Source organism: Pantoea sp. DY-15 (assembly GCF_019795935.1).
GTDB classification, from domain to species: Bacteria; Pseudomonadota; Gammaproteobacteria; order Enterobacterales; family Enterobacteriaceae; genus Pantoea; species Pantoea leporis.
This window is the reverse complement of the sequence record NZ_JAIMIF010000006.1, coordinates 107,812-134,219: the sequence shown is the minus strand read 5'-3', so window position 1 is coordinate 134,219 and position 26,408 is coordinate 107,812. Positions and strand designations below refer to the sequence as shown.

Sequence of the window (26,408 nt, the reverse complement as noted above, 5' to 3'; positions counted from 1 at the left end):
CCTTTAGTGGTTAACTCGGGCGCGCTTGCGTGCCCGCTGGCGGTAGCTGAACGGTGCAGGCAATGATGGAAGAGAAGCAGGCTTTTGAAAACCGGGTGCTTGAGCGCCTGAACGCCGGTCGTTCGGTGAGAAGCTTCCTGATCGCCGCCGTTGAGCTGCTGACCGAAGCAGTTAACCTGCTGGTACTGCAAGTGTTTCGCAAGGACGATTACGCGGTTAAATACGCGGTAGAACCGCTGCTGCTGGGTGATGGTCCGCTGGGCGAACTCTCGGTTCGCCTCAAGCTGATTTACGGCCTGGGCGTGATCAACCGGCATGAGTACGAAGATTGTGAACTGCTGCTGGCGCTGCGTGAGGAGCTGAATCACGACATCAGCGATTATCGTTTTACCGATGATGAGATCCTCGGCCCGTTTGGCGAACTGCACTGCGTGGCCGCCTGGCCACCGCAGCCTGACTTCAACCGCGATGACGACCAACTGCGCTCCATGCAGCAACAGCGCTATCTGCAGATGGTGCGTTCAACCATGGTGCTGTCGCTCACCGAGCTGATTTCACGGATTTCGCATAAGCAGGTGTTTAAAAAGCCTGCGCTGTAGTTTTTGTATGAACAAGCGCGCTGGAGCGTGCCGCTGCGGAGAAATGCGCGTGAGGCATCTACGTCTTAAATCAGCACGCATTGTCGCGGCGCGATTTATCGCGCGAAGTCATGCGCTGCAAAGTTACCTGAATTTGATGTATCCTTTGCCTGTTTTCCTTAACGAGTTTTCCCCCAATGAAAGAACAAGAAAAAGCCGAGATCAAACTTCTGAGCGATCAGCTCGATGCGCTTAACCGCAAAGAAGCCCCGCTGTTAGCCTCTGGCGATGCCGAAAAGCTCGGTGAACTGCTGCGTGAAAAAGAGAAGCTGGAGCTGGAAATTGAGCGCCTGCGCGGTGTGCGCACCGAGAAGCTGAGCAAAGAAGCGCAACAGCTGCAGAAGCTGGGCTTTAGCCGCGAAATCACCAAAAAAGAACAAGCCAACATGGGCGCATTCAAGAAAAGCGTGCGCGGCCTGGTGGTGGTACACCCAATGACCGCGCTCGGACGTGAGATGGGACTGAAAGTGATGACCGGCTACGCGAAGCAGCCGTTCTAATCTTGACTTACGCGGCGTGTGAAACGTCGCGTAGGATGCCCGCCGCCTGATGAACTTGTTCATTCAGACTGTCCAGCAAGGCATAGCGACGGCGATACTCGGCGCGCTTCTTGCTGGCAATCTCTTCCAAATCTTTACGCTCCGCGCGTAACGGCAACGCAAATAGCTCATCGCCACGCGCCACGCCACCCAACGACAACCAAAACTCGCTGTAGCTGGCAAAGAACTTATCACCTTTACTGTGACGGTAGCGCAGGCTGCGAAACACGTGCGTGGTATCGCCAACGGCGGTGATCGCCTCAACGCCACACTGTTCCGCCAGATTAAATACTACTTCCATCAGCAGGCGTTTTGGGAATACGCCGTGCGCCGCTTTGGTGGCATCGCGAATCACATCGTTAGAAATATGCTTACGCGGCCCCTGCAATCCACCAATTAATAACGTGCGCTTCTGCTGTTCGCGAATAATTGAGAAAGAGAGCGACGCAATTAACTGCGTTTCATAGCGCAATTCCAAAGTAACTTCACCTTCACGGTCAAAGCGGCCCGGACAGCAGTGAATCACATACGTCTCATCATTTTTGCCGCTCAGGCTGGCCAGTAAATTATCACCCGGACTCTGCAACAGCTGACGCAGCGCCGCATTATCTAACTGATCCATCAACGTATAGTGATCGATGATCGCCTGTGCGCGCTGCGCCACGCTGAATCCCGCACGCAGATAAGGACGATGTGGCTTCGCCGGCAGCAAACCCTGCATGGTCAACAGCTGTGGTAACGCAGATAATTGCGCCAACTGGTGCAGGTAATTAAAGGTAGTTACAGGAAAGACCAGCGATCTTAAGGCAAATTTCGCGCGAAATCTTCCGCTATTCCATAATTTATTTGGCCTGAACTTTCCGCTTATTAACGGCAAAAATAGCGGTGCTGACGAATCATTATTCGTCACAGAAGTTGTGATAGTAGACATGATTATTTAGGCTTGACGAGACAAATTATCGCCACTATATGCCCCAAATTATCAACGGCAGGTTAATAGCTTTCGCAGCGGAATAGTCGTGTGCGGGAATATTCAGGTCGTTTAGCAAGGGTTTATAAAGGCGAAAAAAAACCGGTGAAGAGATCACCGGTTTAGTGCGTTGCGGCTATCGCCTGAACTTACTTCGCAGCAGCGAAACGTGCTGCAGCTTCGTCCCAGTTCACTACGTTCCAGAATGCTTTGATGTAATCAGGACGTTTGTTCTGATACTTCAGGTAGTAAGCGTGTTCCCACACGTCCAGACCGATGATCGGCGTGCCTGAAACGCCAGCAACGGCTTCACCCATCAGCGGGCTATCCTGGTTTGCGGTTGAAACCACAGCCAGTTTGTCGCCTTTTTTCACCAGCCACGCCCAGCCTGAACCGAAGCGAGTAGTCGCAGCTTTCTCAAACTCAGCCTGGAAAGCTTCAACGCTACCGAAATCTTTTTCGATGGCGGCTTTCAGGTCGCCCTGCAGCGAGGTGCCCAGCTTCAGACCTTTCCAGAAGAAGCTGTGGTTAGCGTGGCCGCCTGCGTTGTTACGCAGTGGACCTTTTTTGTCTGCTGGCAGCTGATCCAGTTTGGTGATCAGCTCTTCTACCGGCAGGTCAGCGAATTCGGTACCTTCCAGCGCAGCGTTAGCGTTGTTAACGTAGGTCTGGTGGTGTTTAGTGTGATGGATTTCCATCGTCTGCTTGTCGAAGTGCGGTTCCAGTGCGTCGTACGCATACGGCAGGGATGGCAGTGAATAACTCATGTTCTTCCTCTCCATTTTAGTGTTTTGCAGCACCACCTCACTGGGCGTGCCGCGTAAGCAGTCGAATCATTATAGTTAAAAACATGATCCGTAAAAGGGTTATCAATGCCTTAGAATTGATAAGGATTTGATGAATCTGGGAAAAGGTGCGCACGCACGGCTACACCTTGTGGCTGCTGGCGCGCAGTTTTAGCTGCACCGGCAGTTCATTGATGGCTGGCGGCTCATCACCTTTGAGCGCCGCCAGCAGACGTTTACCCGCCATGCGCCCCATCTCTTCATAAGGCAGCACAATGCTGGTGAGCGGCGGCGAACATACGGCCGCCAGCGGACCGCCGCCGATGCTGGCAATCGCCAACTGGCTGGGAATCGCAATCCCCGCCGCATGGCACGCCATGATAGCGCCGCAGGCCACTTCGTCGCTGGTGCAAATCAGCACATCCAGCTCCGGCCAGGTCAGGCGAATTTCCGCCAGCAAGCTGTGCCCGGCGGCAAAGGTCGGCATTTTCGGCGAGGTCACCACGCGATGCGGCGCCTGATTCATCGCCAGCATGCCGCTGTGCCAGCCATTCAGCAGCTGGCGGAAGATGGTGTTATTACTCTGCGTGCACAGCAAACCGAGATTGCGATAGCCGCGCTCGACCAGACTTTGCACCAGTTGGCGAATCGCTTTGGCGTAATCGACACCAATGCTGATCCCCGCCGAATCCTGATGCACGCCGCCAATATCCATGACCGGCAGCCCGGAATTGCTCAGCAGACGATGCGCTTCGGCGGCGTTATCGAAATTGAAATGCACCATCGCCGCCGGATTATAGGAGAGCAACATTTCGATCAGCTCGCTCTCTTCTGCCGCCGAATGGTTGGCTTCAGCCAGCATCATGTTATAGCCCTGCGGCCGCAGCACTTCCTGTAGCGCTTCGGACACAATCGCACTGCCCGGCGTGGCAAACGATGGCACCACCATGGTGATCAGGCGTGATGTGGCCGATGCCAGATTGCTCGCCTGCACATTCGGCACATAGGAGAGCTCCATCACCGCCGCATCGATTTTGGCGCGAATTTCAGGCGACACTTTCTCCGGCATGCGTAGCGCGCGCGACGCTGTCATGGTGCTTACGCCCACCAAACGGGCAACATCGGCTAAAGTGCTTTTACCGGTACCGCGCCGTTTTTTTTCTGTCATGCGATCTCCTGCATTACTCGCTACTTTTTTGCCAGGACGCAGCTTAAAACCAAATCTGTTAACGCGCCATGTGAAAAACCACAGTTTCGGGCATGCCTCACCCCGCGATCTTTTCAGAATGATTGAGCATGTCAGGTGCTTGCAACCAAGACAAACGCACAGCAAGGAAATGTTAGCGATAACACGTTTTTTAACAATAACGGTGTTAGCGCTAACTTTTGCGACAATCATCACAGAAAACCGCTGAGAAAATAACCTACATTGCACTCCATCGACGAATAAACAGGAATGACTGATGCTCACTCAATGGCTAACGCCGGAACATATTCGGGTAGTCGAGCAGGTTAGCGACTGGCAGGAAGCAGTGCGATTATCTGCCGAACCGCTGCTGGCCGCTGGGGCGATCAGCCCGGCTTATCTCGATGCTATCTTCACTTCGCATGCCGAACTCGGCCCTTACTACGTGCTGGCGCCGGGCCTGGCGATGCCGCACGCCCGCCCGGAACAAGGCGCGCGCAAAAACGGCCTGTCGTTGCTGCATGTGAAAAATGGCGTGAATTTTCAGGCCGATGAAAACGATCCGGTTTATGTGGTCATCATGCTGTGCGCGGTATCTGGTGACGATCACATTCAGATGATCACCGCCTTAGCGGACGTGTTCAGCGATGAATCCCGCCTGCAGCAGTTGCTGTCGGCTTCTACCCTGTCAGCGATTGAAGCTGTCATTGAAAATAAATAACCAGAGAACCCTATGATGAAAAAAGTCCTGATTGTGTGTGGAAATGGTTTAGGTAGCAGCTTTATTGTTGAAATGAACGTGAAGAAGATTGTGGCGGAATTAGGCAAAGAGGCAGAAGTGGGCCACACCGATTTAACCTCTGCGAAATCTGAACAGGCTGATTTAATCATTGCCGCAAAAGATATTGCCGACCAATTAGCCGGGCACAGCGCGAAAGTCGTTGGTCTGACAAACCTGCTGGATAATGCAAAGATTAAAGAAATTCTGGCTGAAAATATCTAATAACAGTTTATCCCGAAAAACTTTACTCACTATGGAGTAAGTTATGCTGCAGTTTATAATTAAGGATGTTCTTGGAACACCCGCTATACTTGTCGGCCTTTTTTCCCTATTTGGTTTATTACTGCAAAAGAAACCGGTTTCTGATGTTATTTCCGGCACGCTTAAAACCATCATGGGTTTTGTTATTCTCATCGCCGGGGCCAATTTAATTGCGGCCACGCTGACCATCTTCAGTCAGCTGTTTGAGCACTCTTTTAATATTCAGGGCGTAGTGCCAAATACGGATGCAATGGCCGCGCTGGCGCAGAAAAGTTACGGCACCGAAACCGCCATGATTATGGTGTTTGGTATGCTGGTGAACATCTTGCTGGCGCGCATTACCCCGTTGAAATACATCTTCCTGACCGGTCACCACACGCTGTATATGTCGGCGATGCTGGCGGTAATTCTGTCGGTAGGCGGCATTCACGGCTTCTGGCTGGTGCTGATTGGTTCGCTGATTCTCGGCACCATGATGGTGGTTTGCCCGGCGATTCTGCAGCCGTTCACCCGCAAAATTACCAACTCGGACGATCTGGCGCTCGGCCACTTTGGCTCAACCGGTTATCTGCTCTCCGCGTTAGTGGGCAAAATGGTCGGTAAAGGCAGCCCGTCGATTGAAGAGCTGAAGGTGCCAAAAACCCTCAACTTCCTGCGCGACTCATCGGTAGCGATTTCGCTGACCATGATGATTCTGTTTGTCGCGCTGGTTCTGGTTGCCGGTAAAGAGTTCACTGAAAGCATCAGTGGCGGCCAAAACTACATTGTGTTCGCCATCATTCAGTCGATCACCTTTGCTGCGGGCGTCTATATCATCCTCGCCGGTGTGCGCATGGTGATTGCCGAAATCGTGCCGGCCTTTAAAGGTATCGCCGATAAGCTGGTACCCAACGCCAAACCGGCGCTGGATTGCCCAACCGTGTTCCCGTTCGCGCCGAACGCGGTAATCATCGGCTTCCTGTCGAGCTTCTCCGCCGGCTTGATCAGCATGTTCCTGTGTCCGCTGTTTGGTCTAAGCGTTATTGTTCCGGGTCTGGTACCGCATTTCTTCTGCGGTGCGACCGCCGGCGTCTACGGCAATATCACTGGCGGACGTCGCGGCGCAGTGATCGGCGCCTTTGTGCAAGGCTTGCTGATCTCCTTCCTGCCAGCGATTCTGCTGCCGCTGATGGGCGACCTCGGCTTCGCTTCCACCACCTTCGGTGATGCCGACTTCGGCATTGTTGGTATTGTGCTCGGCCACATTATTTCGTTCTTCCATTGATGTCATCAACAGCGCCTGCGGGCGCTGTTGTTGTAATGAGGAAATAAGTTATGCAAGCCAAATTCTCCCCCTCCTTAATGTGCATGGATCTCACGCGTTTTCGCGAGCAGGTTGAAGCGATGAATAGCACCGCTGCCTTTTATCATGTCGATATTATGGATGGCAGCTATGTGAAGAATATTACGCTGTCGCCGTTCTTTATTGAGAACCTGCGTAAAATTACTGATGTACCAATTGATGTGCATTTAATGGTAAATCATCCCGAAGATATTATCCCGATGTGCATTGAGGCCGGCGCCGATATTATTAGCTTCCACCCGGAAACCGCTAATAACAAAATCTTCCGCCTGCTGATGCAAATTAAAGACGCAGGCCGTCGCTGCGGCGTGGTGTTAAATCCGGCCACACCGGCAGAAACTATTCGTGAATATGCGCACCTGCTGGATAAAGTCACGGTGATGTCAGTGGATCCGGGTTTCGCCGGGCAGACATTTATCCCGCAAACGCTGAATAAGATTCGCCAGCTGATCGCCATGCGCGAAGAGCATGGTTATCACTATCTGACCGAAATTGATGGTTCATGCAACGCACGCACCTTCCGGCAGATTGCTGCTTCAGGCGTGGATGTGTTTATTGTGGGCACGTCAGGTTTGTTTAATCTGGATGACGATGTCGCGCAGGCGTGGCAGAAGATGGAGCGCATTTTCGCCGAGGAAACCGCCGCGTAATACCCCGTAGGGTCGCCATTCATGGCGACCTTATTCATTACCGCACCCTATCCACAGCGACCGTTTTACCGCCCCAACTCACTCAACGACTTATCCAGCGCGCCCACCAGCCAGTCGATATCCGCTTCCTGGAACGCCAACGGCGGACGCAGTTTCAGCACGTTGCCGTAAGGTCCCGCCACTGACGTCAGTACGCGGTGTTCGCGCAGTTTCTCGATCAAATCCAGCGCCAGCGCTTTATCCGGCGTTTTACTGGCGCGATCCTGCACCAGTTCGAAACCAATAAACAGGCCCGCACCGCGCACGTCGCCGATCGACTCGTGGCGATCCATCAGTTTCTGCAGTTCACTCAACAGCCTGGCGCCCACCACGCGGCTGTGCTCCTGCAAGCCCTCTTCTTTAATTACCGTCAGCACCGCTTGCGCGGCGGCCATCGCCACCGGATTACCGCCAAAGGTGTTGAAGTAAGGAATCTCGTCACTAAATGCCGCTAGCACATCGCTTTTCGCCAGCAAACCTGAAACCGGAATGCCGTTGCCCATTGGCTTGCCGGTGGTGATCACATCAGGCACCACGCCGTGACGCGCAAAGCCCCAGAACGCATCGCCGGTACGACCAAAGCCCGGCTGCACTTCATCGGCAATGAAAATCCCGCCGTTGGCATGCACCACATCGACCGCTTTTTGCAGAAAGCCGCGCGGGTTCGGCAATACGCCATCGGATGAGAAGATCGAGTCAGCGAGGAAGCCGGCAAACTTAATGCCGTGCGCTTTCATATCGTCAATCTGCTTCTGGATTTCATTGGCAAACCACTCGCCGAGATCGGGCGCATTCACGCGATAGGCATCCGGCGGTGAAACCAGACGCGTGGTTGCCGCCAACGGCTGTCCGCTGCCGAGGGCGGGCGACACACCTGACGTGAGATCGCTGGTGCCGTGATACGCCTCCTGCGACACGATAATGCCGGTGCCGCCGCTGAAAGCCCGCGCCACGCGTATCGCCAAATCGTTGGCTTCCGAACCGGTACACATATACATGGCGCGATCGATGGCATCCGGCGTGGTCGCCAGCAGCTCTTCGGTGTAATCGAGAATGCGTTCGTGCAGATAGCGCGTGTGAGTGTTCAGCATCTTCATCTGCTGATTCACCGCCTCAATCACCGCCGGATGGCAGTGACCAATGCTCGCCACGTTGTTGTACACATCAAGATATTTATCACCGGCGGCATCCCACACATACTGCCCTTCACCGCGCACTAAGTGCACCGGCTTGCGGTAAAACAGGCGATACGACTCGCCCAACACTTTGCTGCGCTTGTCGGTAAGCTTGCGGGTTGCCGCATCCAGCCCATCGGCGTGCTCAGCACGAAAACTGTTGGTATCCATGATGGTAGAACGTGTAGCCATGGTAACTCCCGTTGCGAAGGTGAAAGGGGTGCATGCGAAATCGCCGTTTGCCAATATCATGCCTGCTTTGGCGACAAATGCAACCAAATACACAAATACAACCAAATACACATGACGGCGTCATGACACTCAGGTAAGCTTAGGCCCAGGTTGAACACGCCACAGGGAAAAGTCATGCTGCAGGAAACCCGCTTACACCGCATTCGCGCGCTGCTGACCACGCAACATCAGCTCAGCACCGAGCGCATCATCAACGAGCTTGGCATTTCGCGTGAAACCGCGCGGCGCGACATTATTGAGCTGGAAGCGCAGGGATTCGCGCGGCGGGTCCATGGCGGTTTGGTTGCCGTTGATAGCCAGCCGGAGCCGCCATTACAGGTGCGCCGCAACGCGCAGGCGAAAGAGAAACGCGCGATTGCGGTTGCCGCCGCGCAGCATCTCCAGCCCGGCCAAACGCTGTTTCTTGATGCCGGCACCACCACCACCATGCTGGCCGAACAGCTGCGCAGCATGTCGGGTTTAACCATCATCACTAACAGTTTGCAGGCCGCGCTGGCGCTGAGCGCAGGGGAAGAGCATGAGACGTTGAATAATCAGGTGATTTTGCTTGGCGGCATGATGATGGCGGGCGCGCAGCAAACGCGCGGTGAGATGACCATCGGCGAAATTTATCGTTATCGCGCCGATGTGGCGTTGCTTTCGCCGGTCGGTATTGACGCTAAAAACGGTGCCAGCAGTTTTCATCCCCACGAAGCGGCGATTGCCCGCGCCATGGTGCAGCAGGCGAACCGCACCATTTTACTGGCGGATCACAGCAAACTCGGCGTGATGAGCCGCACCGTTTATGCAGCGATTGCGGAAATCGATCTGCTGATCTGCGACAGCGGCGCGGTAAAACCCGGCGCGCTGACGGCGCTGCAACAGGCGCTGCCGCAGGTACAGGTGGTTTAACGCAGCCGCTGCGGATGGCTGTAAACCGTGGCGCGGCCCGGTTTACTAAAGCCGACTAGCGTGAGATTGCAGCGTTCGGCCACCTCAACGGCGAGCTGTGTCGCAGCCGACACCGCGAACAGAATCTCCACGCCGCACATGGCGGATTTCTGCACCATCTCATAGCTGGCGCGACTGGAAACCAGCACCGCGCCCTGCTGCCACGGCTGCTGGCTGCGATTCCCCAGCAGTTTATCCAGCGCCACATGGCGACCGACATCTTCATACCCGCCCTGCAATTCGCCTTGCGGTGACATCCACGCCGCCGCGTGCGTGCAGCCGGTGAGATTGCCGATCGGCTGGTAATCGCGCAGCTGCGCCAGGCCTTTATCCAGATTGACTAAATCAAAGGTTTGGCTGAACTGCAGCGGCTGTAATGGCTTACCGATTTGATCGAGTTGCTCCACGCCACACACGCCGCAGCCGGTACGGCCAGCCATGGCGCGGCGCTGCTCTTTCAGCGCCATAAAGCGGCGGCTGGAGAGTTCAATCTGTACTTCAATGCCATTACAGCCCGGAACCACATCGATACCGTAGATTTCATCCGGGCGCGCAATAATGCCTTCCGAGAGCGAGAAACCTATCGCAAAAGCTTCCAAATCATTGGGTGTCGCCATCATCACAACGTGCGAAATGCCGTTATAGACCAGCGCCACCGGCACTTCCTGCGCCAGCCAGTCTGTTTCCGCAAGGCTGATATCACGCCGCTGATGCACCTGCGCCTGCACCGCACCTGAGATCTTATTCACATTAATGTGACTTTCCTGCTCATTCTCTGTCACTTTTTTCGCCTCACATAACAACCTTACTAAAGTAGTGGTAATATTAGGTCGCTATTGCCGCAATATTCGTCGGGTTATTGTGACGCCCGATTCACTGCACTGCAAAAGTAAAAAATCATTCATGTTGAAAGGATAATCCATGAACGTCAGCCGAAGAAAATTCTTCAAGGTCTGTGCTGGCGGTATGGCAGGGACAACGGCAGCACTGCTTGGCTTTGCGCCAGAGGTAGCGCTGGCGGAAACGCGACAGTATAAACTGCTGCGCGCACGCGAAACCCGTAACACCTGCACTTACTGCTCAGTTGGCTGTGGCTTGTTAATGTACAGCCTCGGTGACGGCGCGAAAAACGCCAAAGAGACCATTTTCCACATCGAAGGGGATCCGGATCATCCGGTGAGTCGCGGCGCATTGTGCCCGAAAGGCGCAGGCCTGCTCGACTTTATTCACAGTGAAAGTCGCCTGCAATACCCGGAATACCGCGCGCCAGGCTCCGATAAATGGCAGCGCATTAGCTGGGACGATGCCTTTGATCGCATCGCCAGGCTGATGAAAGCGGACCGCGACGCTAACTTCGTGGCGCAAAACGCTGCGGGCGTGACGGTAAACCGTTGGCTCTCCACCGGCATGCTGTGTGCTTCCGCTTCCAGCAATGAAACCGGCTACTTAACCCAGAAATTTACCCGATCGCTCGGCATGTTAGCGGTCGACAACCAGGCACGCGTTTGACACGGACCAACGGTAGCAAGTCTTGCTCCAACATTTGGTCGCGGTGCGATGACCAATCACTGGGTCGACATCCGTAATGCCAATCTGATCGTTGTGATGGGCGGGAACGCCGCTGAAGCGCATCCTGTGGGATTCCGCTGGGCGATGGAAGCCAAGATTCACAACAAAGCCAAACTGATTGTTATCGATCCGCGCTTCACGCGCACGGCATCGGTAGCCGATTTCTATACGCCGATTCGTTCGGGCACCGACATCACTTTCCTGTCGGGCGTCCTGCTGTGGCTGCTACAAAACGACAAAATCCAGCATGAATATGTGCAGGCGTACACCAATGCCAGCCTGATCGTGCGCGAGGATTATCATTTTGAAGATGGCCTGTTCAGCGGCTACGACGAAGAGAATCGCAAATACGACAAAACCAGCTGGAACTACGAGCTGGACGCCGACGGCTTCGCCAAACGCGACACCACGCTCACGCATCCGCGCTGCGTATGGAACCTGCTGAAGCAGCACGTTAGCCGTTACACGCCAGAAATTGTTGAACGCATCTGCGGCACGCCAAAAGCGGACTTCCTGCACGTGTGTGAACTGATTGGCGAAACCAGCGCGCGCGATCGCACCACCTCGTTCCTGTATGCGCTCGGCTGGACGCAGCACTCGGTCGGTGCGCAGAACATCCGCACCATGGCGATGATTCAGCTGCTGCTCGGCAACATGGGCATGATTGGCGGCGGCATCAATGCGCTGCGCGGTCACTCGAATATTCAGGGTCTGACCGATCTCGGTTTGCTGTCGCAAAGTTTGCCGGGTTACATGACTTTGCCGTCGGAAAAACACACCGATCTGCAGAGTTATCTTGCTGCCAACACGCCGAAAGCGCTGCTGCCGGGCCAGGTAAATTACTGGAGCAACTACCCAAAATTCTTTGTCAGCCAGATGAAAGCCTTCTTCGGCGACAAAGCCCAGGCGGAAAACAGCTGGGGCTTCGACTGGTTGCCGAAGTGGGATAAAGGCTACGACGTGCTGCAGTACTTCGAGATGATGTCACAAGGCAAGGTCAATGGCTATCTGTGCCAGGGCTTCAACCCGGTGGCGTCGTTCCCGAACAAGCGCAAAGTGATCGCATCGCTGTCGAAGCTGAAGTTCCTCGTCACCATCGATCCGCTCAACACCGAAACCGCCACCTTCTGGGAGAATCACGACGAGTTTAACGATGTCGATCCGTCAAAAATTCAGACCGAAGTGTTCCGTTTGCCCTCCACCTGTTTCGCCGAAGAGAACGGTTCAATCGTTAACTCTGGCCGCTGGCTGCAGTGGCACTGGAAAGGTCAGGATGCACCGGGCGAAGCGCTGAATGACGGCGAGATTCTTTCCGGCATTTATTCACGCCTGCGCAAAATGTACGCCAGTGAAGGCGGTGCGCTGCCTGAGCAGGTGCTGAACATGAGCTGGAACTACCTGACGCCAGAAAATCCTGCGCCGGAAGAAGTGGCGATGGAGAACAACGGCAAAGCGCTGGCGGATGTATACGATGACAAAGGCACGCTGCTGGTGAAAAAAGGCCAACAGCTCAGCACCTTTGCCCATCTGAAAGATGACGGCAGCACCAGCAGCGGCTGCTGGATTTTCGCCGGCAGCTGGACGCCGGACGGCAACCAGATGGCACGCCGCGACAACACCGATCCCACCGGTTTAGGCAATACGCTGAACTGGAGCTGGGCGTGGCCGCTCAACCGCCGCATTCTCTACAACCGCGCCTCGGCTGACCCGCAAGGCAATCCGTGGGATCCGAAACGTCAGATCCTGAAGTGGGATGGCAGCAAATGGGGCGGCATGGATGTGCCGGACTACAGCGCAGCCGCACCCGGCAGCGATGTCGGGCCGTTCATCATGCAGCCGGAAGGCATGGGCCGCCTGTTTGCGCTCGATAAAATGGCCGAAGGTCCGTTCCCGGAACACTACGAGCCGTTTGAAACGCCAATCGGCACCAACCCGCTGCATCCGAACGTGGTATCCAACCCGGCGGCGCGCGTGTTCAAGGACGATATGGCATCGATGGGCCAGGCGGAGCAGTTCCCGTATGTCGGCACCACTTATCGCCTCACCGAGCATTTCCATTACTGGACCAAACACGCGCGGCTCAATGCCATCGCACAGCCGGAACAGTTTATTGAAATCGGCGAGAAGCTGGCCAACAAGCTCGGCATCGTGCAGGGCGACACGGTGAAAGTGAGCTCCAATCGCGGCTACATCAAAGCCAAAGCGGTGGTCACTAAGCGCATCCGTCCACTCAACGTCGACGGCAAAATCGTCGATACCATCGGCATTCCGATTCACTGGGGTTATCAGGGCGTGGCGAAAAAAGGCTTTATCGCTAATACCCTGACGCCGTTTGTCGGTGATGCCAACACGCAGACGCCAGAATTTAAGGCGTTCCTGGTCAACGTCGAGAAGGTGTAAGGAGAACGAATATGGCTTATCAATCTCAAGACATTATCCGCCGCTCCGCCACCAATGGACTCACGCCTGCCCCGCAGGCACGTAACCATCAGCAGGAAGTGGCGAAACTGATCGACGTGACCACCTGCATCGGCTGCAAAGCGTGTCAGGTGGCGTGTTCGGAGTGGAACGATATCCGCGATGAAGTGGGACATAACGTTGGGGTGTACGACAATCCTGCCGATTTGACCGCCAAATCGTGGACGGTGATGCGCTTCTCAGAAGTGGAGGAGAACGGCAAGTTAGAGTGGCTGATCCGCAAGGATGGCTGCATGCACTGCGCCGATCCCGGCTGCCTGAAAGCCTGCCCATCTGAAGGCGCGATTATTCAGTACGCCAACGGCATCGTCGATTTTCAGTCAGAACAGTGCATTGGCTGCGGCTACTGCATTGCGGGCTGTCCGTTCGATGTGCCGCGTCTGAATAAAGAGGACAACCGCGTGTACAAATGCACGCTGTGCGTCGATCGTGTCAATGTCGGTCAGGAACCGGCGTGCGTGAAAACCTGCCCGACCGGCGCGATTCACTTTGGCAGCAAAAGCGATATGCAGGCGCTGGCGGGTGAACGTGTGGCCGAGCTCAACACGCGCGGCTATGCCAACGCCGGCTTGTACGATCCGGAAGGCGTCGGCGGTACGCACGTGATGTACGTGCTGCACCACGCCAATAAACCGCAGCTCTATCACGGTTTGCCGGATAATCCGAGCATCAGCCCGGCGGTAACCTTCTGGAAAGGTATCTGGAAACCGCTGGCGGCGATCGGTTTTGCCGCCACCTTCGCCGCGTCGGTGTTCCACTACGTTGGCGTAGGGCCGAACCGCGTGGAAGAGGATGAGGACGAGAATCTGCACGAAAAAGAGGAGCGCGAATAATGAAAAAACGCGATCGTCTGGTGCGCTACAGCGCACCGGAACGCATCAATCACTGGATTGTGGCGTTCTGTTTTGTGCTCGCCGCGCTGAGCGGACTGGGTTTCTTTTTCCCGTCGTTTAACTGGCTGATGCACGTGCTCGGCACGCCGCAGTTGGCGCGTATCCTGCATCCGTTTGTTGGCACGGTGATGTTTGCCGCCTTTATCATCATGTTCTTACGCTATTGGAAACATAATCTGATCAATCGCGAAGACCTGGTTTGGGCGAAAAACATCCACAAAATCGTGCAAAACGAAGAGGTCGGCGATACCGGCAAATACAACTTCGGGCAGAAGTGTGTGTTCTGGGCTGCTATCATCAGCTTAGTCTTGCTGCTGGTGAGCGGAATTGTTATCTGGCGCCCGTACTTTGCCGGTGCCTTTACTATTCCGCTGATTCGCATCGCGCTAGTGGTGCATTCGGTCTCAGCTGTGGCGCTGATCGTGGTGATTATGGTGCACATTTACGCCGCCTTGTGGGTAAAAGGCACCATTACCGCCATGGTTGAGGGCTGGGTTCCGGCCGCGTGGGCGAAGAAACATCACCCACGCTGGTATCGCGAGCAGCGCCAACGCCAAACACAACAGGAAAAACGTCCCTGATGAGTATTCGCATCATCCCGCAGGACCAGCTGGAGAAAAGCGAAAAGCACACGGCGGAGCAAGTTCCGCCGTTACTTTTCCCCCGGCTGAAAAATCTGTATAGCCGCCGTGCGGCACGTTTGCGCGACCTGGCCGCGAAGAATCCGCTGGGTGATTACCTGCGCTTTGCTGCGGTGATCGCCGAGGCGCAGGAGATCGTGCTGTATGACCATCCGCTGCAGCTCGATCTGCAGCAGCGGCTGACGCAGAGCGCCGAGCAGGGCAAACCGCCGCTCGATATCCACACCTATCCGCGCGATGCGCACTGGCAGCGTTTGCTGCATTCGCTGATCGCCGAGCTGAAGCCAGAGATGAGCGGCCAGGCGCTGGCGGTGCTGGAGAATCTGGAAAAATCCTCCACTAGCGAACTGGAAAATCTGGCGCATGCGCTGCTGGAAGGCGATTTCGCGCAGGTGAGCAGCGACAAATCGCCGTTCATCTGGGCGGCGTTGTCGATTTACTGGGCGCAGATGGCAGCATTAATTCCCGGCAAAGCGCGTGCGGAATACGGTGAGCATCGCCAGTTCTGTCCGGTATGCGCCAGCGTGCCGGTCACCAGCGTGGTGCACATGAGCGTGGGTCAGCAAGGGCTGCGCTATCTGCACTGCAATCTGTGTGAAAGCGAATGGTATGTAGTGCGCAGCAAGTGCTCCAACTGTGAACAAACCGGCGATCTGCATTACTGGTCGCTGGACAGCGAAAAAGCGGCGGTGAAAGCAGAGAGCTGCGGCGATTGCGGCACCTACCTGAAGATGTTGTATCAGGAGAAGGATCCCGCCGTGGAGCCGGTGGCCGATGATTTGGCCTCGCTGGTGCTGGATGCCCGCATGGAGCAAGAAGGATTCGCCCGCAGCAGTCTGAATCCGTTTATGTTCCCCGGCGATTAAGGATTCGCCCCGACGAAAGTTCGCAACAACCTCGTAGGGTCGCCATTTATGGCGACCTTCTCGATGAACGCACAAATCCACGCAGCTCAACACGGAGGCGCACGATGAAACTGATTGGCAGCTACACCAGCCCTTTTGTACGCAAAATATCAGTGATATTGCTGGAAAAAGGCCTGGTTTTCGAATTCGTTAATCACTCTCCGTGGATCGATGACAGCGATGTACCGCACTACAATCCGCTGGGCAAAGTGCCGGCGCTGATTGATGACAATCAGCTCACCTGGTTCGACTCTTCGATCATCGCGCAAGTCATTGAACTGCGCGGCGATGCGCCTGCGCTGCTGCCCGATGATGCGCTGCACGCGTTGCACATCCGTCAGCTGGAAAAACTGGCCGACGGCATTAACGATGCGGCGGTGATGATCGTGCGCGAGCAGATGCGTCCCGGCGATCAGCAATCTGAAGAGGTGCTGCTGCGCAACCGTGACAAAATCCAACGCGGCCTCGATGCGCTAGAAACCGCCGCCGCCCAAGGCGAATGGCTCAATAGCGGCACGCTCAATCTGGCCGATATCGCCACCGGCTGCATGATTGGTTACCTCAACTTCCGCCGCGTGCTGCCAAACTGGTGCGTAAATCGCCCGGCGCTGGTGAAGCTGGCCGAAAACCTGTTTGCGCGCGAAAGCTTTGCCCGCACCGTTCCGCCCTCTCTGTAAGTCACCCGATGAAAACCCTGTACAGTCAATTACCTGCTATCGACAGCCTGCTGCGCGATCCCGCGCTGCAGCCGCTGCTTGCCGATCACGGAACCGCCTTCGCCACGCGCCAGCTGCGCAGCATGCAGCAGGAAGCGCGCGACCATATTCAGCAGCACCAAACCTTGCCAGAGTGGCACCTGAACTGGCCGGATGAAGCGCTGCGCCGCAGCCAGCAACAGCAGCAAAGTGCGCTGCGTCCGGTGTTCAATCTCACCGGCACCGTGCTGCACACCAATCTTGGCCGCGCACAGCTGAGCGATCGCGCTATCGACGCGGTGGTGAATTGCCTGCGTCAGCCGGTCACGCTGGAATACGCGCTGGATGATGCGGCGCGCGGCCACCGCGATCGTGCGGTTAGCGCGCTGCTGTGCGAGTTAACCGGCGCGGAAGCGGCCTGTATCGTTAACAACAATGCCGCCGCCGTGTTATTGATGCTGGCCGCGTTAGCGCCGGGGCGCGAAGTGATTGTCTCGCGCGGCGAGCTGGTGGAAATTGGCGGCGCCTTCCGCATTCCTGACGTGATGCGCCAGGCGGGCTGCAAACTGGTGGAAGTAGGTACCACCAACCGCACGCACCTGAAAGATTATCGCGCCGCCATCGCGGAAAACAGCGGCCTGCTGATGAAGGTGCACACCAGCAATTATCAGATTCAGGGCTTTACCCATGCGGTAACGGAAGCGGAACTGGTTGAGCTGGGTGACGCTTATCAATTGCCGGTGATCACCGACCTTGGCAGCGGATCGCTGATCGATATGACCGAATTTGGTCTGCCGGCTGAACCGATGCCGCAGCAGCTGATCGCCGCAGGCGTCAGTCTGGTAAGTTTCTCCGGCGACAAACTGCTCGGCGGTCCGCAGGCGGGGATTATCGTCGGCAAGCAGACGCTGATTGATCAGCTCCAGTCGCATCCGCTGAAACGCGCGCTGCGCGTCGACAAAATGACGCTCGCGGCGCTGGAAGCCACGCTACAGCTCTATCGTCAGCCGGAAACGCTGCGTGAAGCCCTGCCGACGCTGCGGCTGCTCACCCGTCCAGCGCAGGATATTCAGCAACAAGCTGAACGATTGCTGCCCGCGTTACAACAGATTTATCGAGATGACTTTTCGCTGGCGATTGCGCCCTGTTCATCCCAAATCGGCAGCGGATCGCTACCGGTTGAACGCCTTCCCAGTTTCGCCCTCACCTTCACGCCACGCGATGGGCGCGGTAGCCAGCTCGTCAATTTGTCACAGCGTTGGCACAGCTTAGCGCGCCCGGTGATTGGCCGCATCCAGGAAGGCAAACTGTGGCTGGATCTGCGCTGCCTTGATGATGAAAGCGCGCTGATTCAGGCCTTAGCGTCATGATTATTGCCACCGCTGGACACGTCGATCACGGCAAAACCGCGCTGCTACAGGCATTGACCGGCGTGGATGCCGATCGCCTGCCGGAAGAGAAACGGCGCGGCATGACCATCGATCTCGGCTACGCGTACTGGCCGCAGCCGGATGGTCGCGTGCTCGGCTTTATTGATGTGCCGGGCCACGAGAAATTTCTCGCCAATATGCTGGCGGGCATTGGCGGCATTCATCATGCGCTGCTGGTGGTGGCCTGCGACGATGGCGTGATGCCGCAAACCCGCGAACATTTGCAATTGCTGAGCCTGGCCGGACAGCCGCCGCTCAGCGTGGCGCTGACCAAAGCCGATCGCGTGGATGAAACGCGCATCGCGGAAGTCCAGCGGCAGGTGGCGCAGCTCACGCAGCAACTCGGCTGGCCGGCGGTGCCGCAATTTGTCACCAGCAGCCACACCCAGCAAGGCATCGACGCGCTGCGCCAGCATCTCAGCATGCTGGCGGAACCGGCCTTCGACTCTCGTTACCGTTTCCGTCTCGCTATCGATCGCGCCTTCACGCTGAAAGGCAGCGGATTGGTGGTCACCGGCACCGCGCTGTCGGGCGAAGTAAACGTCGGCGATACTCTTTGGCTTAGCAGCCTGAATCTGCCGCTGCGCGTGCGCGCGCTGCATGCGCAGAACCAATCGGTGACGCGCGCGCAGGCCGGTGAACGTATCGCATTGAATATCGTCGGCGATGTGGAAAAAGCGCAGATCGCGCGCGGCGACTGGCTGCTGTCACAGGCCAGAGCGGAAGGCACCACGCGCTTAACCGTGGCGCTGCGCTTGCTGCAGCCGCTTAAGAGCGCGTCGCAGCCGATTCATCTCCACCACGCCGCCAGTCACGTCACTGGACGCATTACGCTGCTGGCGGATGATGTCGCGGAATTGGTGCTGAACCAACCGCTGTGGCTGGCCGAGAACGATCGGCTGATTATCCGCGACAGCAACGCACAGCAAACGCTAGGCGGCGCGCGCGTGCTGCTGCTCAACAGTAAAAAGCGCGGCAAACGTCAGGCGGAGTATCTAGCCTGGCTGCAGCAGCTGGCCGCCGCACCCGATGATGACGCCAGCCTGCAGGCGCATCTGGCCTATCAACCGACAGAATTGCGTGAGCTGGCGTGGGCGCGCCAACTTACCGAGTCCGCACTTGATGCACTCATCGAACATGCAGCGCCGGTGCAGCTTGATAACGCGCTGATGAGTGCCGCGCAGGCAGCACAATGGCGGCAAAAGCTGCTGGAATCGCTGGCGCATTTTCATCAGCAGCATCCCGAGGTGCCGGGCATCGGCCACGATCGTTTGCGTCGTGTGGCAATGCCGCATCAGCCTGCGGAATGGGTATTAGCGCTGATTGATCAGCTGCTGGCGCAAGGTCAGCTGCAACAGCGACAGGGCTGGCTGCATCTGCCCGATTTCGAACCGCGCTTTAATCCGCAGGAAGAAGCCCTTTGGCAGCAGGTCGGCCCGCTGTTTGGCGATCAGCCGCTGTGGGTGCGCGATATCGCGCTGGCGCTGCAGCAGGATGAACAGGCGATTCGCTCACTGCTGCTCACTGCTGCGCGGCTCGGACATATCACCGCGATCGTACGCGATCGCTACTACCGCAGCGACCAGATCCAGATCTTCGCCGATCTGATTCGCCAACGTGCCGCGCAAGAGGGCAGCACCAGCGCCGCCGACTTCCGCAACCAGCTCGGCACCGGGCGCAAAGTGGCAATACAGATTCTGGAATTCTTCGACCGCAGCGGCTTCACCCGCCGCCGTGGTAACGATCATCTGCTGCGCGACGACCGCCTGTTTCCCGCCTCATCTGCCTAAATTTCCTCGCGTTGCCTCGCAGTTCAGCCTGTAACTGCGCTGCAACGCGCATTCCCTGTTGCGCAAAAAAGTGCCAGAATGTAAGAAATACTCTTACACTGGATGACGATGATGGCACGTACCATGACAATCGATTTAGGCGATGAACTGCGCGAGTTTGTTGAATCTCTGGTTGAATCCGGCGACTACCGTACGCAAAGCGAAGTGGTGCGCGACTCGCTACGCTTGCTGCGTGAGAAGCAGGCGGAATCAAAGCTGGAAAAGCTCAGAGAGTTGGTCAGAGAGGGCTTTGAAAGCGGCCCGGGAAAAGAGTGGGATCATGAAGATTTTCTAAGACGAGCAAAAGCCAGGGTAGGCATTTATGAAAAGGACCATCACGATAAAACCGGAAGCTGATGCAGATCTAATGAAGATCTGGATTTATGGCTACTGGAATTATGGAGAGCAGTTAGCTGATGACTATAGCGCCAGATTCGCTCAGCTCTTCGACAAACTCGCCATGTTTGATTTAGGTCGTAAACGACCGGATTTAGGTCAGCAGATCTATTCGCTGCCTTTCGAACAGCATATTGTGATCTACCGCGCTGAAGTGGATGAAATTTTCATCGGGCGTATCTTGCACCACTCGCAGGACGTTAGCGCCGAGTTTTGAAAACAAAAAAGGGACGATCTCTCGTCCCCTTTGTTTCGTAGCATCGCCATTCATGGCGACCACGCCAATTACTGCAGCAGCGAAATATCCGCCACCTGCAGGAACAGCTGGCGCAGCTGTGCCAGCAGCGTCAGACGGTTAATTCGCACCGCCTGATCGTCAGCGTTCACCATCACTTTATCGAAGAAGTTATCTACCGCTTCACGCAGCTGCGCCAGTTCAACCAGCGCATCCTGATAGCGACCTTCTGCAAAGTACGGCTGCAGCTTGTCGCCCAGCGCGGTCACGAAGGTCGCCAGTTGGATCTCTTCGTTCTCTTTCAGCAGGGAAGCCTGCACGCTGTCGTTCAGGGTTTCGGTCGATTTCGCCAGGATGTTCGACACACGTTTGTTGGCAGCAGCCAGCGTGGCGGCCGCTTCCAGCGTACGGAAGTGCGAAACCGCCTTCATGCGCGCATCGAAATCAGCCGGACGGGTTGGACGACGCGCCAGCACCGCCTGAATGGTGTCAACGCTGTGGCCCTCTTCCTGATACCAGGTACGGAAACGGCCCAGCATAAAGTCGATCACTTCATCGACCACTTTGGCGTTGCTCAGCTTGCTGCCGTACAAACGCACCGCTTCTTCGGTCAGCGTTTGCAGATCGAGCGGCAGATTTTTCTCCACGATGATACGCAGCACGCCCAGCGCAGCACGGCGCAGTGCGAACGGATCTTTGTCGCCTTTCGGATGCTGACCGATACCGAAGATACCCGCGAGGGTGTCCATTTTGTCGGCAATCGCCACGGCGCAGGCCACAGGATTTGACGGCAGATCGTCACCGGCAAAGCGCGGCTGATACTGCTCATTCAGCGCAACCGCCACATCTTCCGCTTCGCCATCGTGGCGCGCGTAGTGCATGCCCATCACGCCCTGCGTGTCGGTGAACTCGAAGACCATGTTGGTCATCAGGTCACATTTCGACAGCAAGCCCGCGCGGGTAGCGTGGTTCACATCAGCGCCAATCTGCGCGGCAATCCAGCCAGCCAGCGCCTGAATGCGATCTGTTTTATCACGCAGCGTACCCAGCTCTTTCTGGAACAGTACGGTTTCGAGACGCGGCAGATTATCTTCCAGACGCTTTTTGCGGTCGGTGTTGAAGAAGAACTCGGCATCCGCCAGACGCGGGCGCACCACCTTCTCGTTACCGGCGATGATCTGCTGTGGATCTTTGGATTCGATGTTGGTGACGAAGATGAAATTCGGCAGCAGCTTGCCCGCCGCGTCGTACACCGGGAAGTACTTCTGGTCACCTTTCATGGTGTAAACCAGCGCTTCAGCTGGCACCGCGAGGAACTTCTCTTCGAATTTCGCCGTCAGCACCACCGGCCACTCCACCAGCGAGGTCACTTCTTCCAGCAGGCTTTCGCTCAGATCGGCGATGCCGCCAATTTTCTGCGCTGCCGCTTCCGCATCCGCTTTGATTTTGGCTTTACGCGCCGCGTAATCCGCCACCACTTTACCGCGCTCCAGCAGCAGCTGCGGATATTGATCGGCGTTGTCGATGGTGAATTCTGGCTCGCCCATAAAGCGATGACCGCGAATCACGCGATCGGATTTAATACCGAGAATCTTCGCGGGAATCAGCTCATCGCCGAGCAGCAGCGTAACGGTGTGCACCGGACGCACAAACTGCACGTCGCTCGCGCCCCAGCGCATCAGCTTAGGAATTGGCAGCTTGCTCAGCGCGGTAGCCACCATAGCGGGCAGCAGCGCCTGCGCGCTTTCGCCGGTGATGGCAGCGCGATGCACCAGCCATTCACCTTTATCCGTGCTCAGACGTTCAGCCTGCGCCACGGTGATGCCGTTACCACGCGCCCAACCTTCGGCCGCTTTGGTGGCGTTGCCATCGGCATCAAACGCGGCGGCGATAGCCGGGCCACGTTTTTCAACTTCGCGATCCGGCTGCGCGGCAGCCAGCTGGGCCACTTTCAGCGCCAGACGGCGCGGAGCAGCAAACCAGCTCACTTCGCCGTGCGCAAGACCGGCGCTATCAAGTTCAGCGGTGAAATGCGCAGCAAAGGCTTCCGCCAGACTGCGCAGCGCTTTCGGAGGCAACTCTTCGGTGCCAATTTCCACCAGGAAAGTTTTATCGGTCATGGCTGCCTCTTACTTGTTTTTATTGCACATCGGGAAGCCAAGCGCCTCACGGGACGCATAATAGGCTTCCGCCACGGCTTTCGTCAGGGTGCGGATACGCAGGATATAACGCTGGCGTTCGGTAACCGAAATCGCTTTGCGGGCATCCAGCAGGTTAAAGCTGTGCGCCGCTTTCAGAATGCGCTCGTAAGCCGGCAGCGGCAGCGGTTTTTCCAGCGCCAGCAGCTGCTGCGCTTCTTTCTCATACTGCTCGAAGCAGGTGAAAAGGAAGTCAACGTCAGCGTATTCAAAGTTATAGGTCGACTGCTCCACTTCGTTCTGATGGAACACTTCGCCGTAGGTGGTTTTACCGAACGGACCGTCGCTCCACACCAGATCGTAAACGCTGTCTACACCCTGAATGTACATCGCCAGACGCTCCAAGCCGTACGTGATCTCGCCGGTTACTGGCTTACACTCGAGGCCGCCAACCTGCTGGAAGTAAGTGAACTGCGTCACTTCCATGCCGTTCAGCCACACTTCCCAACCGAGTCCCCACGCGCCCAGCGTTGGGTTTTCCCAGTTGTCTTCGACAAAGCGAATGTCGTGGATGGTGGGATCCATACCCAGCTCTTTCAGCGACCCAAGGTACAGCTCCTGAAGGTTGTCCGGGTTGGGCTTAATCACCACCTGGAACTGGTAATAGTGCTGTAAACGGTTCGGGTTTTCACCGTAACGTCCGTCGGTCGGACGACGAGATGGCTGCACGTAAGCGGTCGCCATCGGCTCTGGGCCTAAGGCACGCAGACAGGTCATCGGGTGTGAGGTGCCGGCGCCCACTTCCATGTCCAACGGTTGGACAATGGTGCAGCCTTGACGCGCCCAGTAATCCTGCAAGGTCAGGATCAGGCCCTGAAAGGTCTTGGTATCAAACTTTTGCATGTTGAATTCGCACGCGATACGGATCGGTTAAAAAAAGAGTGCGCCAGTATACCCTTTGACCGCGGATTGTGCAGCCGGAAATCCAGGCCAATGCGCAGGCGATTACGGCAAGGTTTAGCGGGCAAAAACAGAACAATAAGAAAATCGTATACGATTCACACTCATCGCGAGCACTCAACATAAAATTTTCATTAAAATCTTACATATCAAAATCTTGATCGATATATCAGCAAATCCTATTACGTGATGAATATCACCTTTTTGACCCAATGGTTAAAAATCGCGCGTTGACACTCGTATAATCGTATACGAAATTGCGGTGAAACAGTTTTGCTTGAGATTTCACCATGAAGATTGCGTTGAGTTATCCCGGCATGAACGCCAGCGACCGCCCAATGGGGCCTGCGCCGCTCTCCGCCGCCGTGCTGCACGAACCGATGTTGTTCATTTCCGGCCAGGTGGCGATTGAGCCCTACAGCGGCGAGATTATGGGCAACGACATCGCCAGCCAGACGCGTCAGGTGTTGAAAAACGTCGGCGATCTGCTGAGCGAAGCGAATATGACCTTCGACAACGTGGTCCGCGTCACTGTTTACCTGACCGATCTCAGTACGTTCAGCGCGATGAATGCCGCTTACAGTGAATTCTTCCGGTTCCCCTTCCCGGCGCGCGCCACCGTGGGCATTCAACTCAACCATCCTGACCTGCTGGTCGAGATGGAAGTGACGGCGATGCGCTGATGCATATTCATATCGAGAACGACGCCAGCGCACCGCGCGCACTCCATCTCTCTGTCGAGCAGCTGCAACTGCAGCTCGACGCGCATCCGCCGTTGCGCAGCCACTTCACGCTGAGCGAAAACCGCGATCCGGCACACACCGCCGACTTTCTCGCCCGCTGCGACATTCTGTGGAGCGGCCGTAAGCTGGCGCTCGATCAGTTCAGCACGCCGCGTCTGGGTTGGGTGCAGGTGATGTCCGCTGGCGTTGAGCAGTGGCTGGCGCACTGGCCGCAAGGCGTGACGCTCACCAATGCTTCTGGCGTACACGGCGATAAAGGTGCCGAGTTCATTTTGATGGCGGCGCTGATGTTCAACTTCGGCATTCCCGGTTTTCTGCAGGATCAGGCGCAGCGTGTGTGGCGTCCGACCTTTGGCGGCTGCGCACGCGGCAAAACCGTGCTGCTGCTGGGCGTGGGCGGCATTGGCGCCGCGGCGGCAACTCTGCTGACGGCACAAGGCTATCGCGTGATTGGCGTGACGCGCAGCGGCCAGTGCGATGCCAACGTGGCTCGCTGCATCCGCATTGATGCGCTAGACGAGGTGTTGCCGCAGGTGGATGTGGTGGTGTCGACGCTGCCGCTGACACCACAAACCCGCAATCTGTTCGATCGCCGCCGTCTCAATCTGCTGCCCGTACGCGCTGGCATCGTGATTGTTGGCCGCGCTGATGTATTTGATTACAGCGCGATGCGCGAAAAACTCAACGCAGGCGAACTGGCCGGCGCGGTGCTGGATGTCTATCCGCAAGAGCCGCTACCGGTCGACGACCCGCTGTGGCACACGCCCGGCGTAGTGATGACGCCGCACTGCAGCCTCGACGATCACAGCGCCTACCTCGCCGGTTGCCTTGACGTGTTTATCGATAACCTGGCGCGCTTCCGCCACGGACAACCGCTGCGTAATCAGGTTGATCCGGCACGAGGTTATTAACCCCCGATATTTCCGTAGGGTCGCCATTCATGGCGACCACCTAAAAAAGCACCAAAGACGTTCATAAATCACAAGGTCATCGCTTTCTCATTCACCAGCATCAGGGGAACCTTATTATGAAATTTGCACGCACTGCTTTGTTAATCTCTGGTCTCAGCGGCAGCTTACTGGCGGGCATCTCCAGCGCCCACGCAGCCAGCACCGATCCCATCACGCCTGCCGCCAGCGACTTCGCGGCGATGGCGCAGTGCAAAGCACTGCAAACCAAATATCCCTCGCTGAAAGGCAAAGATCTGGTCGTCGGCCTCGGCGGCTACACCAAAGGCTTTGAAGCGCCATCGGAAAAAGATCCCAGCATCATTGAAGGACTCGATCCTTCCCTGTTCGAGCGCATCAGCAGCTGCCTCGGCGCGAAACACAGTTACCAAAGTGGCTCGTTCAACGTGCTGCTCACCTCGATCGCCAGCGGACGCGCGGATATCGGTCCGATGCTGTACGTCACCGAAGAACGCATGAAGCAGATCGCCTTCGTCGCCTCGATGCAGGTGCAGGATGGTTCGGTGCTGGCACAGGGCAACCCGAAGAAAATCAACAGCGTCGATGATCTGTGCGGCCAAACCGTCGCCGCCGCTGCGGGTTCGTACGAAGCCAACAAACTGGTGCCGGAACAAAGCGCCAAATGCAGCGCCGCCGGTAAGCCCGAAGTCAGCATGTTGATGGTGCAGAACACCGACAACAGCATTCAGGCGGTGAAAAGCGGTCGCGCGGACGTCTATCTGACCGAAGCCGGTTCCGCCGTTGCCATCGCCAAAGCGGACAAATCGCTGCAAAGCGGCTTCACCGTGGATCTGCCGATCATGGTTGGCTTCCCGATCGCCAAAGACAACGCCACGCTGCGCGCGGCGGTGCTGGACGCGATGAAGGTGATTCAGGAGAGCGGCGCACAGAAAAAACTGCTGGATTACTGGGGCCAGGGCAGCGCTGCCGAACGTCCGGTGGTTGCGCGTGGTTAATGCATAAACTCAGCCGCCTCGGTG

At 56.5% G+C, this 26,408-nt stretch carries 26 protein-coding genes; 19 read left to right on the top strand and 7 right to left on the bottom strand.

The genetic code is table 11. From position 1 onward, the window contains the following. Nucleotides 1–62 precede the first annotated feature (62 nt). Together K5Y32_RS20955 and K5Y32_RS20950 are read left to right on the top strand one after the other, a co-directional pair. On the top strand, nt 63–599 hold the full coding sequence (locus K5Y32_RS20955) for an MltR family transcriptional regulator (protein WP_222185671.1): 537 nt from the start codon (nt 63–65) through the stop codon (nt 597–599). A gap of 176 nt (nt 600–775) precedes the next feature. Continuing rightward, entirely contained in the window at nt 776–1,138 is a 363-nt protein-coding gene (locus tag K5Y32_RS20950; protein WP_007893377.1) for a YibL family ribosome-associated protein, read from the top strand. A 7-nt stretch (nt 1,139–1,145) separates the two neighbouring features. Here K5Y32_RS20950 and K5Y32_RS20945 read toward each other — a convergent pair whose 3' ends face one another. The 3 genes from K5Y32_RS20945 to K5Y32_RS20935 form a co-directional block, all read right to left on the bottom strand. After that, complete coding sequence (locus K5Y32_RS20945; protein WP_222185670.1) at nt 1,146–2,108, bottom strand: VirK/YbjX family protein; 963 nt, start codon at nt 2,106–2,108, stop codon at nt 1,146–1,148. Nucleotides 2,109–2,296: 188 nt separating this feature from the next. Then, on the bottom strand, nt 2,297–2,914 hold the full coding sequence (gene sodA, locus K5Y32_RS20940) for a superoxide dismutase [Mn] (protein WP_101763826.1): 618 nt from the start codon (nt 2,912–2,914) through the stop codon (nt 2,297–2,299). Between the two features lie 160 nt (nt 2,915–3,074). Next, nucleotides 3,075–4,100, bottom strand: a complete 1,026-nt coding sequence (locus tag K5Y32_RS20935) for a LacI family DNA-binding transcriptional regulator (RefSeq protein WP_222185669.1) — start codon at nt 4,098–4,100, stop codon at nt 3,075–3,077. Between the two features lie 295 nt (nt 4,101–4,395). Between K5Y32_RS20935 and K5Y32_RS20930 the strand changes: the two genes are divergently transcribed. The 4 genes from K5Y32_RS20930 to alsE are packed head-to-tail and all read left to right on the top strand — an operon-like array spanning nt 4,396 to nt 7,152. Beyond that, nucleotides 4,396–4,839, top strand: coding sequence for a PTS sugar transporter subunit IIA (locus K5Y32_RS20930; RefSeq protein WP_222185668.1), 444 nt, complete (start codon nt 4,396–4,398; stop codon nt 4,837–4,839). Between the two features lie 15 nt (nt 4,840–4,854). Beyond that, a complete protein-coding gene (locus K5Y32_RS20925) occupies nt 4,855–5,121 on the top strand; it encodes a PTS sugar transporter subunit IIB (protein ID WP_101763934.1) in 267 nt (88 codons plus the stop codon). 43 nt (nt 5,122–5,164) lie between these two features. Beyond that, on the top strand, nt 5,165–6,424 hold the full coding sequence (locus tag K5Y32_RS20920) for a PTS ascorbate transporter subunit IIC (RefSeq protein ID WP_222185667.1): 1,260 nt from the start codon (nt 5,165–5,167) through the stop codon (nt 6,422–6,424). 50 nt (nt 6,425–6,474) lie between these two features. Beyond that, on the top strand, nt 6,475–7,152 hold the full coding sequence (gene alsE, locus K5Y32_RS20915) for a D-allulose 6-phosphate 3-epimerase (protein WP_222185666.1): 678 nt from the start codon (nt 6,475–6,477) through the stop codon (nt 7,150–7,152). Nucleotides 7,153–7,217: 65 nt separating this feature from the next. Here the strand turns inward: alsE and K5Y32_RS20910 are convergent, their stop codons facing one another. Continuing rightward, a complete protein-coding gene (locus K5Y32_RS20910) occupies nt 7,218–8,558 on the bottom strand; it encodes an aspartate aminotransferase family protein (protein ID WP_222185665.1) in 1,341 nt (446 codons plus the stop codon). A gap of 174 nt (nt 8,559–8,732) precedes the next feature. Here K5Y32_RS20910 and K5Y32_RS20905 point away from each other — a divergent pair, with 174 nt between their 5' ends. Further along, nucleotides 8,733–9,509: a DeoR/GlpR family DNA-binding transcription regulator gene (locus K5Y32_RS20905; protein ID WP_222185664.1), complete on the top strand. Its 777-nt coding sequence runs from the start codon at nt 8,733–8,735 to the stop codon at nt 9,507–9,509. Here K5Y32_RS20905 and fdhD read toward each other — a convergent pair. Beyond that, the gene (gene fdhD, locus K5Y32_RS20900; RefSeq protein ID WP_222185663.1) at nt 9,506–10,297 is read right to left on the bottom strand and encodes a formate dehydrogenase accessory sulfurtransferase FdhD; all 792 of its coding nucleotides are present in this window, start codon (nt 10,295–10,297) and stop codon (nt 9,506–9,508) included. The genes K5Y32_RS20905 and fdhD overlap by 4 nt on opposite strands. 172 nt (nt 10,298–10,469) lie before the next feature. On the opposite strand from fdhD, the gene fdnG reads away from it, so the two are divergent. The 9 genes from fdnG (at nt 10,470) to K5Y32_RS20855 (ending at nt 20,601) form a co-directional block, all read left to right on the top strand. Then, nucleotides 10,470–13,517, top strand: a complete 3,048-nt coding sequence (fdnG, locus tag K5Y32_RS20895; protein ID WP_222185662.1) for a formate dehydrogenase-N subunit alpha — start codon at nt 10,470–10,472, stop codon at nt 13,515–13,517. An 11-nt stretch (nt 13,518–13,528) separates the two neighbouring features. Further along, nucleotides 13,529–14,428 carry a formate dehydrogenase subunit beta gene (fdxH, locus tag K5Y32_RS20890; RefSeq protein WP_101763836.1) on the top strand — a complete coding sequence of 300 codons (900 nt, stop codon included), beginning with the start codon at nt 13,529–13,531 and terminating at the stop codon, nt 14,426–14,428. Beyond that, nucleotides 14,428–15,069 carry a formate dehydrogenase cytochrome b556 subunit gene (gene fdoI, locus K5Y32_RS20885; protein WP_101763837.1) on the top strand — a complete coding sequence of 214 codons (642 nt, stop codon included), beginning with the start codon at nt 14,428–14,430 and terminating at the stop codon, nt 15,067–15,069. The genes fdxH and fdoI overlap by 1 nt, the downstream gene beginning before the upstream one ends. After that, nucleotides 15,069–15,995, top strand: a complete 927-nt coding sequence (fdhE, locus tag K5Y32_RS20880; RefSeq protein ID WP_137384864.1) for a formate dehydrogenase accessory protein FdhE — start codon at nt 15,069–15,071, stop codon at nt 15,993–15,995. The genes fdoI and fdhE overlap by 1 nt, the downstream gene beginning before the upstream one ends. 104 nt (nt 15,996–16,099) lie before the next feature. Further along, nucleotides 16,100–16,711: a glutathione S-transferase gene (locus K5Y32_RS20875; protein ID WP_222185661.1), complete on the top strand. Its 612-nt coding sequence runs from the start codon at nt 16,100–16,102 to the stop codon at nt 16,709–16,711. An 8-nt stretch (nt 16,712–16,719) separates the two neighbouring features. Continuing rightward, nucleotides 16,720–18,099 (top strand): L-seryl-tRNA(Sec) selenium transferase, encoded by a 1,380-nt coding sequence (gene selA, locus K5Y32_RS20870; protein ID WP_222185660.1) that lies wholly within the window; start codon nt 16,720–16,722, stop codon nt 18,097–18,099. After that, nucleotides 18,096–19,949 carry a selenocysteine-specific translation elongation factor gene (selB, locus tag K5Y32_RS20865; RefSeq protein ID WP_222185659.1) on the top strand — a complete coding sequence of 618 codons (1,854 nt, stop codon included), beginning with the start codon at nt 18,096–18,098 and terminating at the stop codon, nt 19,947–19,949. The genes selA and selB overlap by 4 nt, the downstream gene beginning before the upstream one ends. 111 nt (nt 19,950–20,060) lie before the next feature. Continuing rightward, nucleotides 20,061–20,345: a type II toxin-antitoxin system ParD family antitoxin gene (locus K5Y32_RS20860; RefSeq protein WP_061719305.1), complete on the top strand. Its 285-nt coding sequence runs from the start codon at nt 20,061–20,063 to the stop codon at nt 20,343–20,345. A 10-nt stretch (nt 20,346–20,355) separates the two neighbouring features. Continuing rightward, complete coding sequence (locus K5Y32_RS20855) at nt 20,356–20,601, top strand: type II toxin-antitoxin system RelE/ParE family toxin (protein WP_233501802.1); 246 nt, start codon at nt 20,356–20,358, stop codon at nt 20,599–20,601. A gap of 68 nt (nt 20,602–20,669) precedes the next feature. Here the strand turns inward: K5Y32_RS20855 and glyS are convergent, their stop codons facing one another. Then, nucleotides 20,670–22,739 carry a glycine--tRNA ligase subunit beta gene (gene glyS / locus K5Y32_RS20850; RefSeq protein WP_192414342.1) on the bottom strand — a complete coding sequence of 690 codons (2,070 nt, stop codon included), beginning with the start codon at nt 22,737–22,739 and terminating at the stop codon, nt 20,670–20,672. A gap of 9 nt (nt 22,740–22,748) precedes the next feature. Further along, entirely contained in the window at nt 22,749–23,660 is a 912-nt protein-coding gene (gene glyQ / locus K5Y32_RS20845; protein WP_008105242.1) for a glycine--tRNA ligase subunit alpha, read from the bottom strand. 347 nt (nt 23,661–24,007) lie between these two features. Here glyQ and K5Y32_RS20840 point away from each other — a divergent pair, with 347 nt between their 5' ends. The 3 genes from K5Y32_RS20840 to K5Y32_RS20830 all read left to right on the top strand — a co-directional run bounded on the left by K5Y32_RS20840 (nt 24,008) and on the right by K5Y32_RS20830 (nt 26,384). After that, the gene (locus K5Y32_RS20840) at nt 24,008–24,400 is read left to right on the top strand and encodes a RidA family protein (protein ID WP_222185658.1); all 393 of its coding nucleotides are present in this window, start codon (nt 24,008–24,010) and stop codon (nt 24,398–24,400) included. After that, nucleotides 24,400–25,371 carry a D-2-hydroxyacid dehydrogenase gene (locus K5Y32_RS20835; protein WP_222185657.1) on the top strand — a complete coding sequence of 324 codons (972 nt, stop codon included), beginning with the start codon at nt 24,400–24,402 and terminating at the stop codon, nt 25,369–25,371. The genes K5Y32_RS20840 and K5Y32_RS20835 overlap by 1 nt, the downstream gene beginning before the upstream one ends. A gap of 116 nt (nt 25,372–25,487) precedes the next feature. Continuing rightward, a complete protein-coding gene (locus K5Y32_RS20830; RefSeq protein WP_222185656.1) occupies nt 25,488–26,384 on the top strand; it encodes a transporter substrate-binding domain-containing protein in 897 nt (298 codons plus the stop codon). Nucleotides 26,385–26,408 lie beyond the last annotated feature (24 nt).

What these genes read in the sequence shown, in the direction of transcription:
- K5Y32_RS20835 (WP_222185657.1), top strand. Translation starts at nt 24,400, where the DNA reads ATGCATATTCATATCGAGAACGACGCCAGCGCACCGCGCGCACTCCAT.
- K5Y32_RS20905 (WP_222185664.1), top strand. Translation starts at nt 8,733, where the DNA reads ATGCTGCAGGAAACCCGCTTACACCGCATTCGCGCGCTGCTGACCACG.
- K5Y32_RS20955 (WP_222185671.1), top strand. Translation starts at nt 63, where the DNA reads ATGATGGAAGAGAAGCAGGCTTTTGAAAACCGGGTGCTTGAGCGCCTG.
- glyS (WP_192414342.1), bottom strand. Translation starts at nt 22,739, where the DNA reads ATGACCGATAAAACTTTCCTGGTGGAAATTGGCACCGAAGAGTTGCCT.
- K5Y32_RS20860 (WP_061719305.1), top strand. Translation starts at nt 20,061, where the DNA reads ATGGCACGTACCATGACAATCGATTTAGGCGATGAACTGCGCGAGTTT.
- fdxH (WP_101763836.1), top strand. Translation starts at nt 13,529, where the DNA reads ATGGCTTATCAATCTCAAGACATTATCCGCCGCTCCGCCACCAATGGA.
- fdoI (WP_101763837.1), top strand. Translation starts at nt 14,428, where the DNA reads ATGAAAAAACGCGATCGTCTGGTGCGCTACAGCGCACCGGAACGCATC.
- K5Y32_RS20935 (WP_222185669.1), bottom strand. Translation starts at nt 4,100, where the DNA reads ATGACAGAAAAAAAACGGCGCGGTACCGGTAAAAGCACTTTAGCCGAT.
- K5Y32_RS20830 (WP_222185656.1), top strand. Translation starts at nt 25,488, where the DNA reads ATGAAATTTGCACGCACTGCTTTGTTAATCTCTGGTCTCAGCGGCAGC.
- K5Y32_RS20920 (WP_222185667.1), top strand. Translation starts at nt 5,165, where the DNA reads ATGCTGCAGTTTATAATTAAGGATGTTCTTGGAACACCCGCTATACTT.
- sodA (WP_101763826.1), bottom strand. Translation starts at nt 2,914, where the DNA reads ATGAGTTATTCACTGCCATCCCTGCCGTATGCGTACGACGCACTGGAA.
- selB (WP_222185659.1), top strand. Translation starts at nt 18,096, where the DNA reads ATGATTATTGCCACCGCTGGACACGTCGATCACGGCAAAACCGCGCTG.
- glyQ (WP_008105242.1), bottom strand. Translation starts at nt 23,660, where the DNA reads ATGCAAAAGTTTGATACCAAGACCTTTCAGGGCCTGATCCTGACCTTG.
- K5Y32_RS20840 (WP_222185658.1), top strand. Translation starts at nt 24,008, where the DNA reads ATGAAGATTGCGTTGAGTTATCCCGGCATGAACGCCAGCGACCGCCCA.
- K5Y32_RS20945 (WP_222185670.1), bottom strand. Translation starts at nt 2,108, where the DNA reads ATGTCTACTATCACAACTTCTGTGACGAATAATGATTCGTCAGCACCG.
- K5Y32_RS20910 (WP_222185665.1), bottom strand. Translation starts at nt 8,558, where the DNA reads ATGGCTACACGTTCTACCATCATGGATACCAACAGTTTTCGTGCTGAG.
- K5Y32_RS20855 (WP_233501802.1), top strand. Translation starts at nt 20,356, where the DNA reads ATGAAGATCTGGATTTATGGCTACTGGAATTATGGAGAGCAGTTAGCT.
- K5Y32_RS20925 (WP_101763934.1), top strand. Translation starts at nt 4,855, where the DNA reads ATGAAAAAAGTCCTGATTGTGTGTGGAAATGGTTTAGGTAGCAGCTTT.
- selA (WP_222185660.1), top strand. Translation starts at nt 16,720, where the DNA reads ATGAAAACCCTGTACAGTCAATTACCTGCTATCGACAGCCTGCTGCGC.
- fdhE (WP_137384864.1), top strand. Translation starts at nt 15,069, where the DNA reads ATGAGTATTCGCATCATCCCGCAGGACCAGCTGGAGAAAAGCGAAAAG.
- alsE (WP_222185666.1), top strand. Translation starts at nt 6,475, where the DNA reads ATGCAAGCCAAATTCTCCCCCTCCTTAATGTGCATGGATCTCACGCGT.
- K5Y32_RS20950 (WP_007893377.1), top strand. Translation starts at nt 776, where the DNA reads ATGAAAGAACAAGAAAAAGCCGAGATCAAACTTCTGAGCGATCAGCTC.
- K5Y32_RS20930 (WP_222185668.1), top strand. Translation starts at nt 4,396, where the DNA reads ATGCTCACTCAATGGCTAACGCCGGAACATATTCGGGTAGTCGAGCAG.
- K5Y32_RS20875 (WP_222185661.1), top strand. Translation starts at nt 16,100, where the DNA reads ATGAAACTGATTGGCAGCTACACCAGCCCTTTTGTACGCAAAATATCA.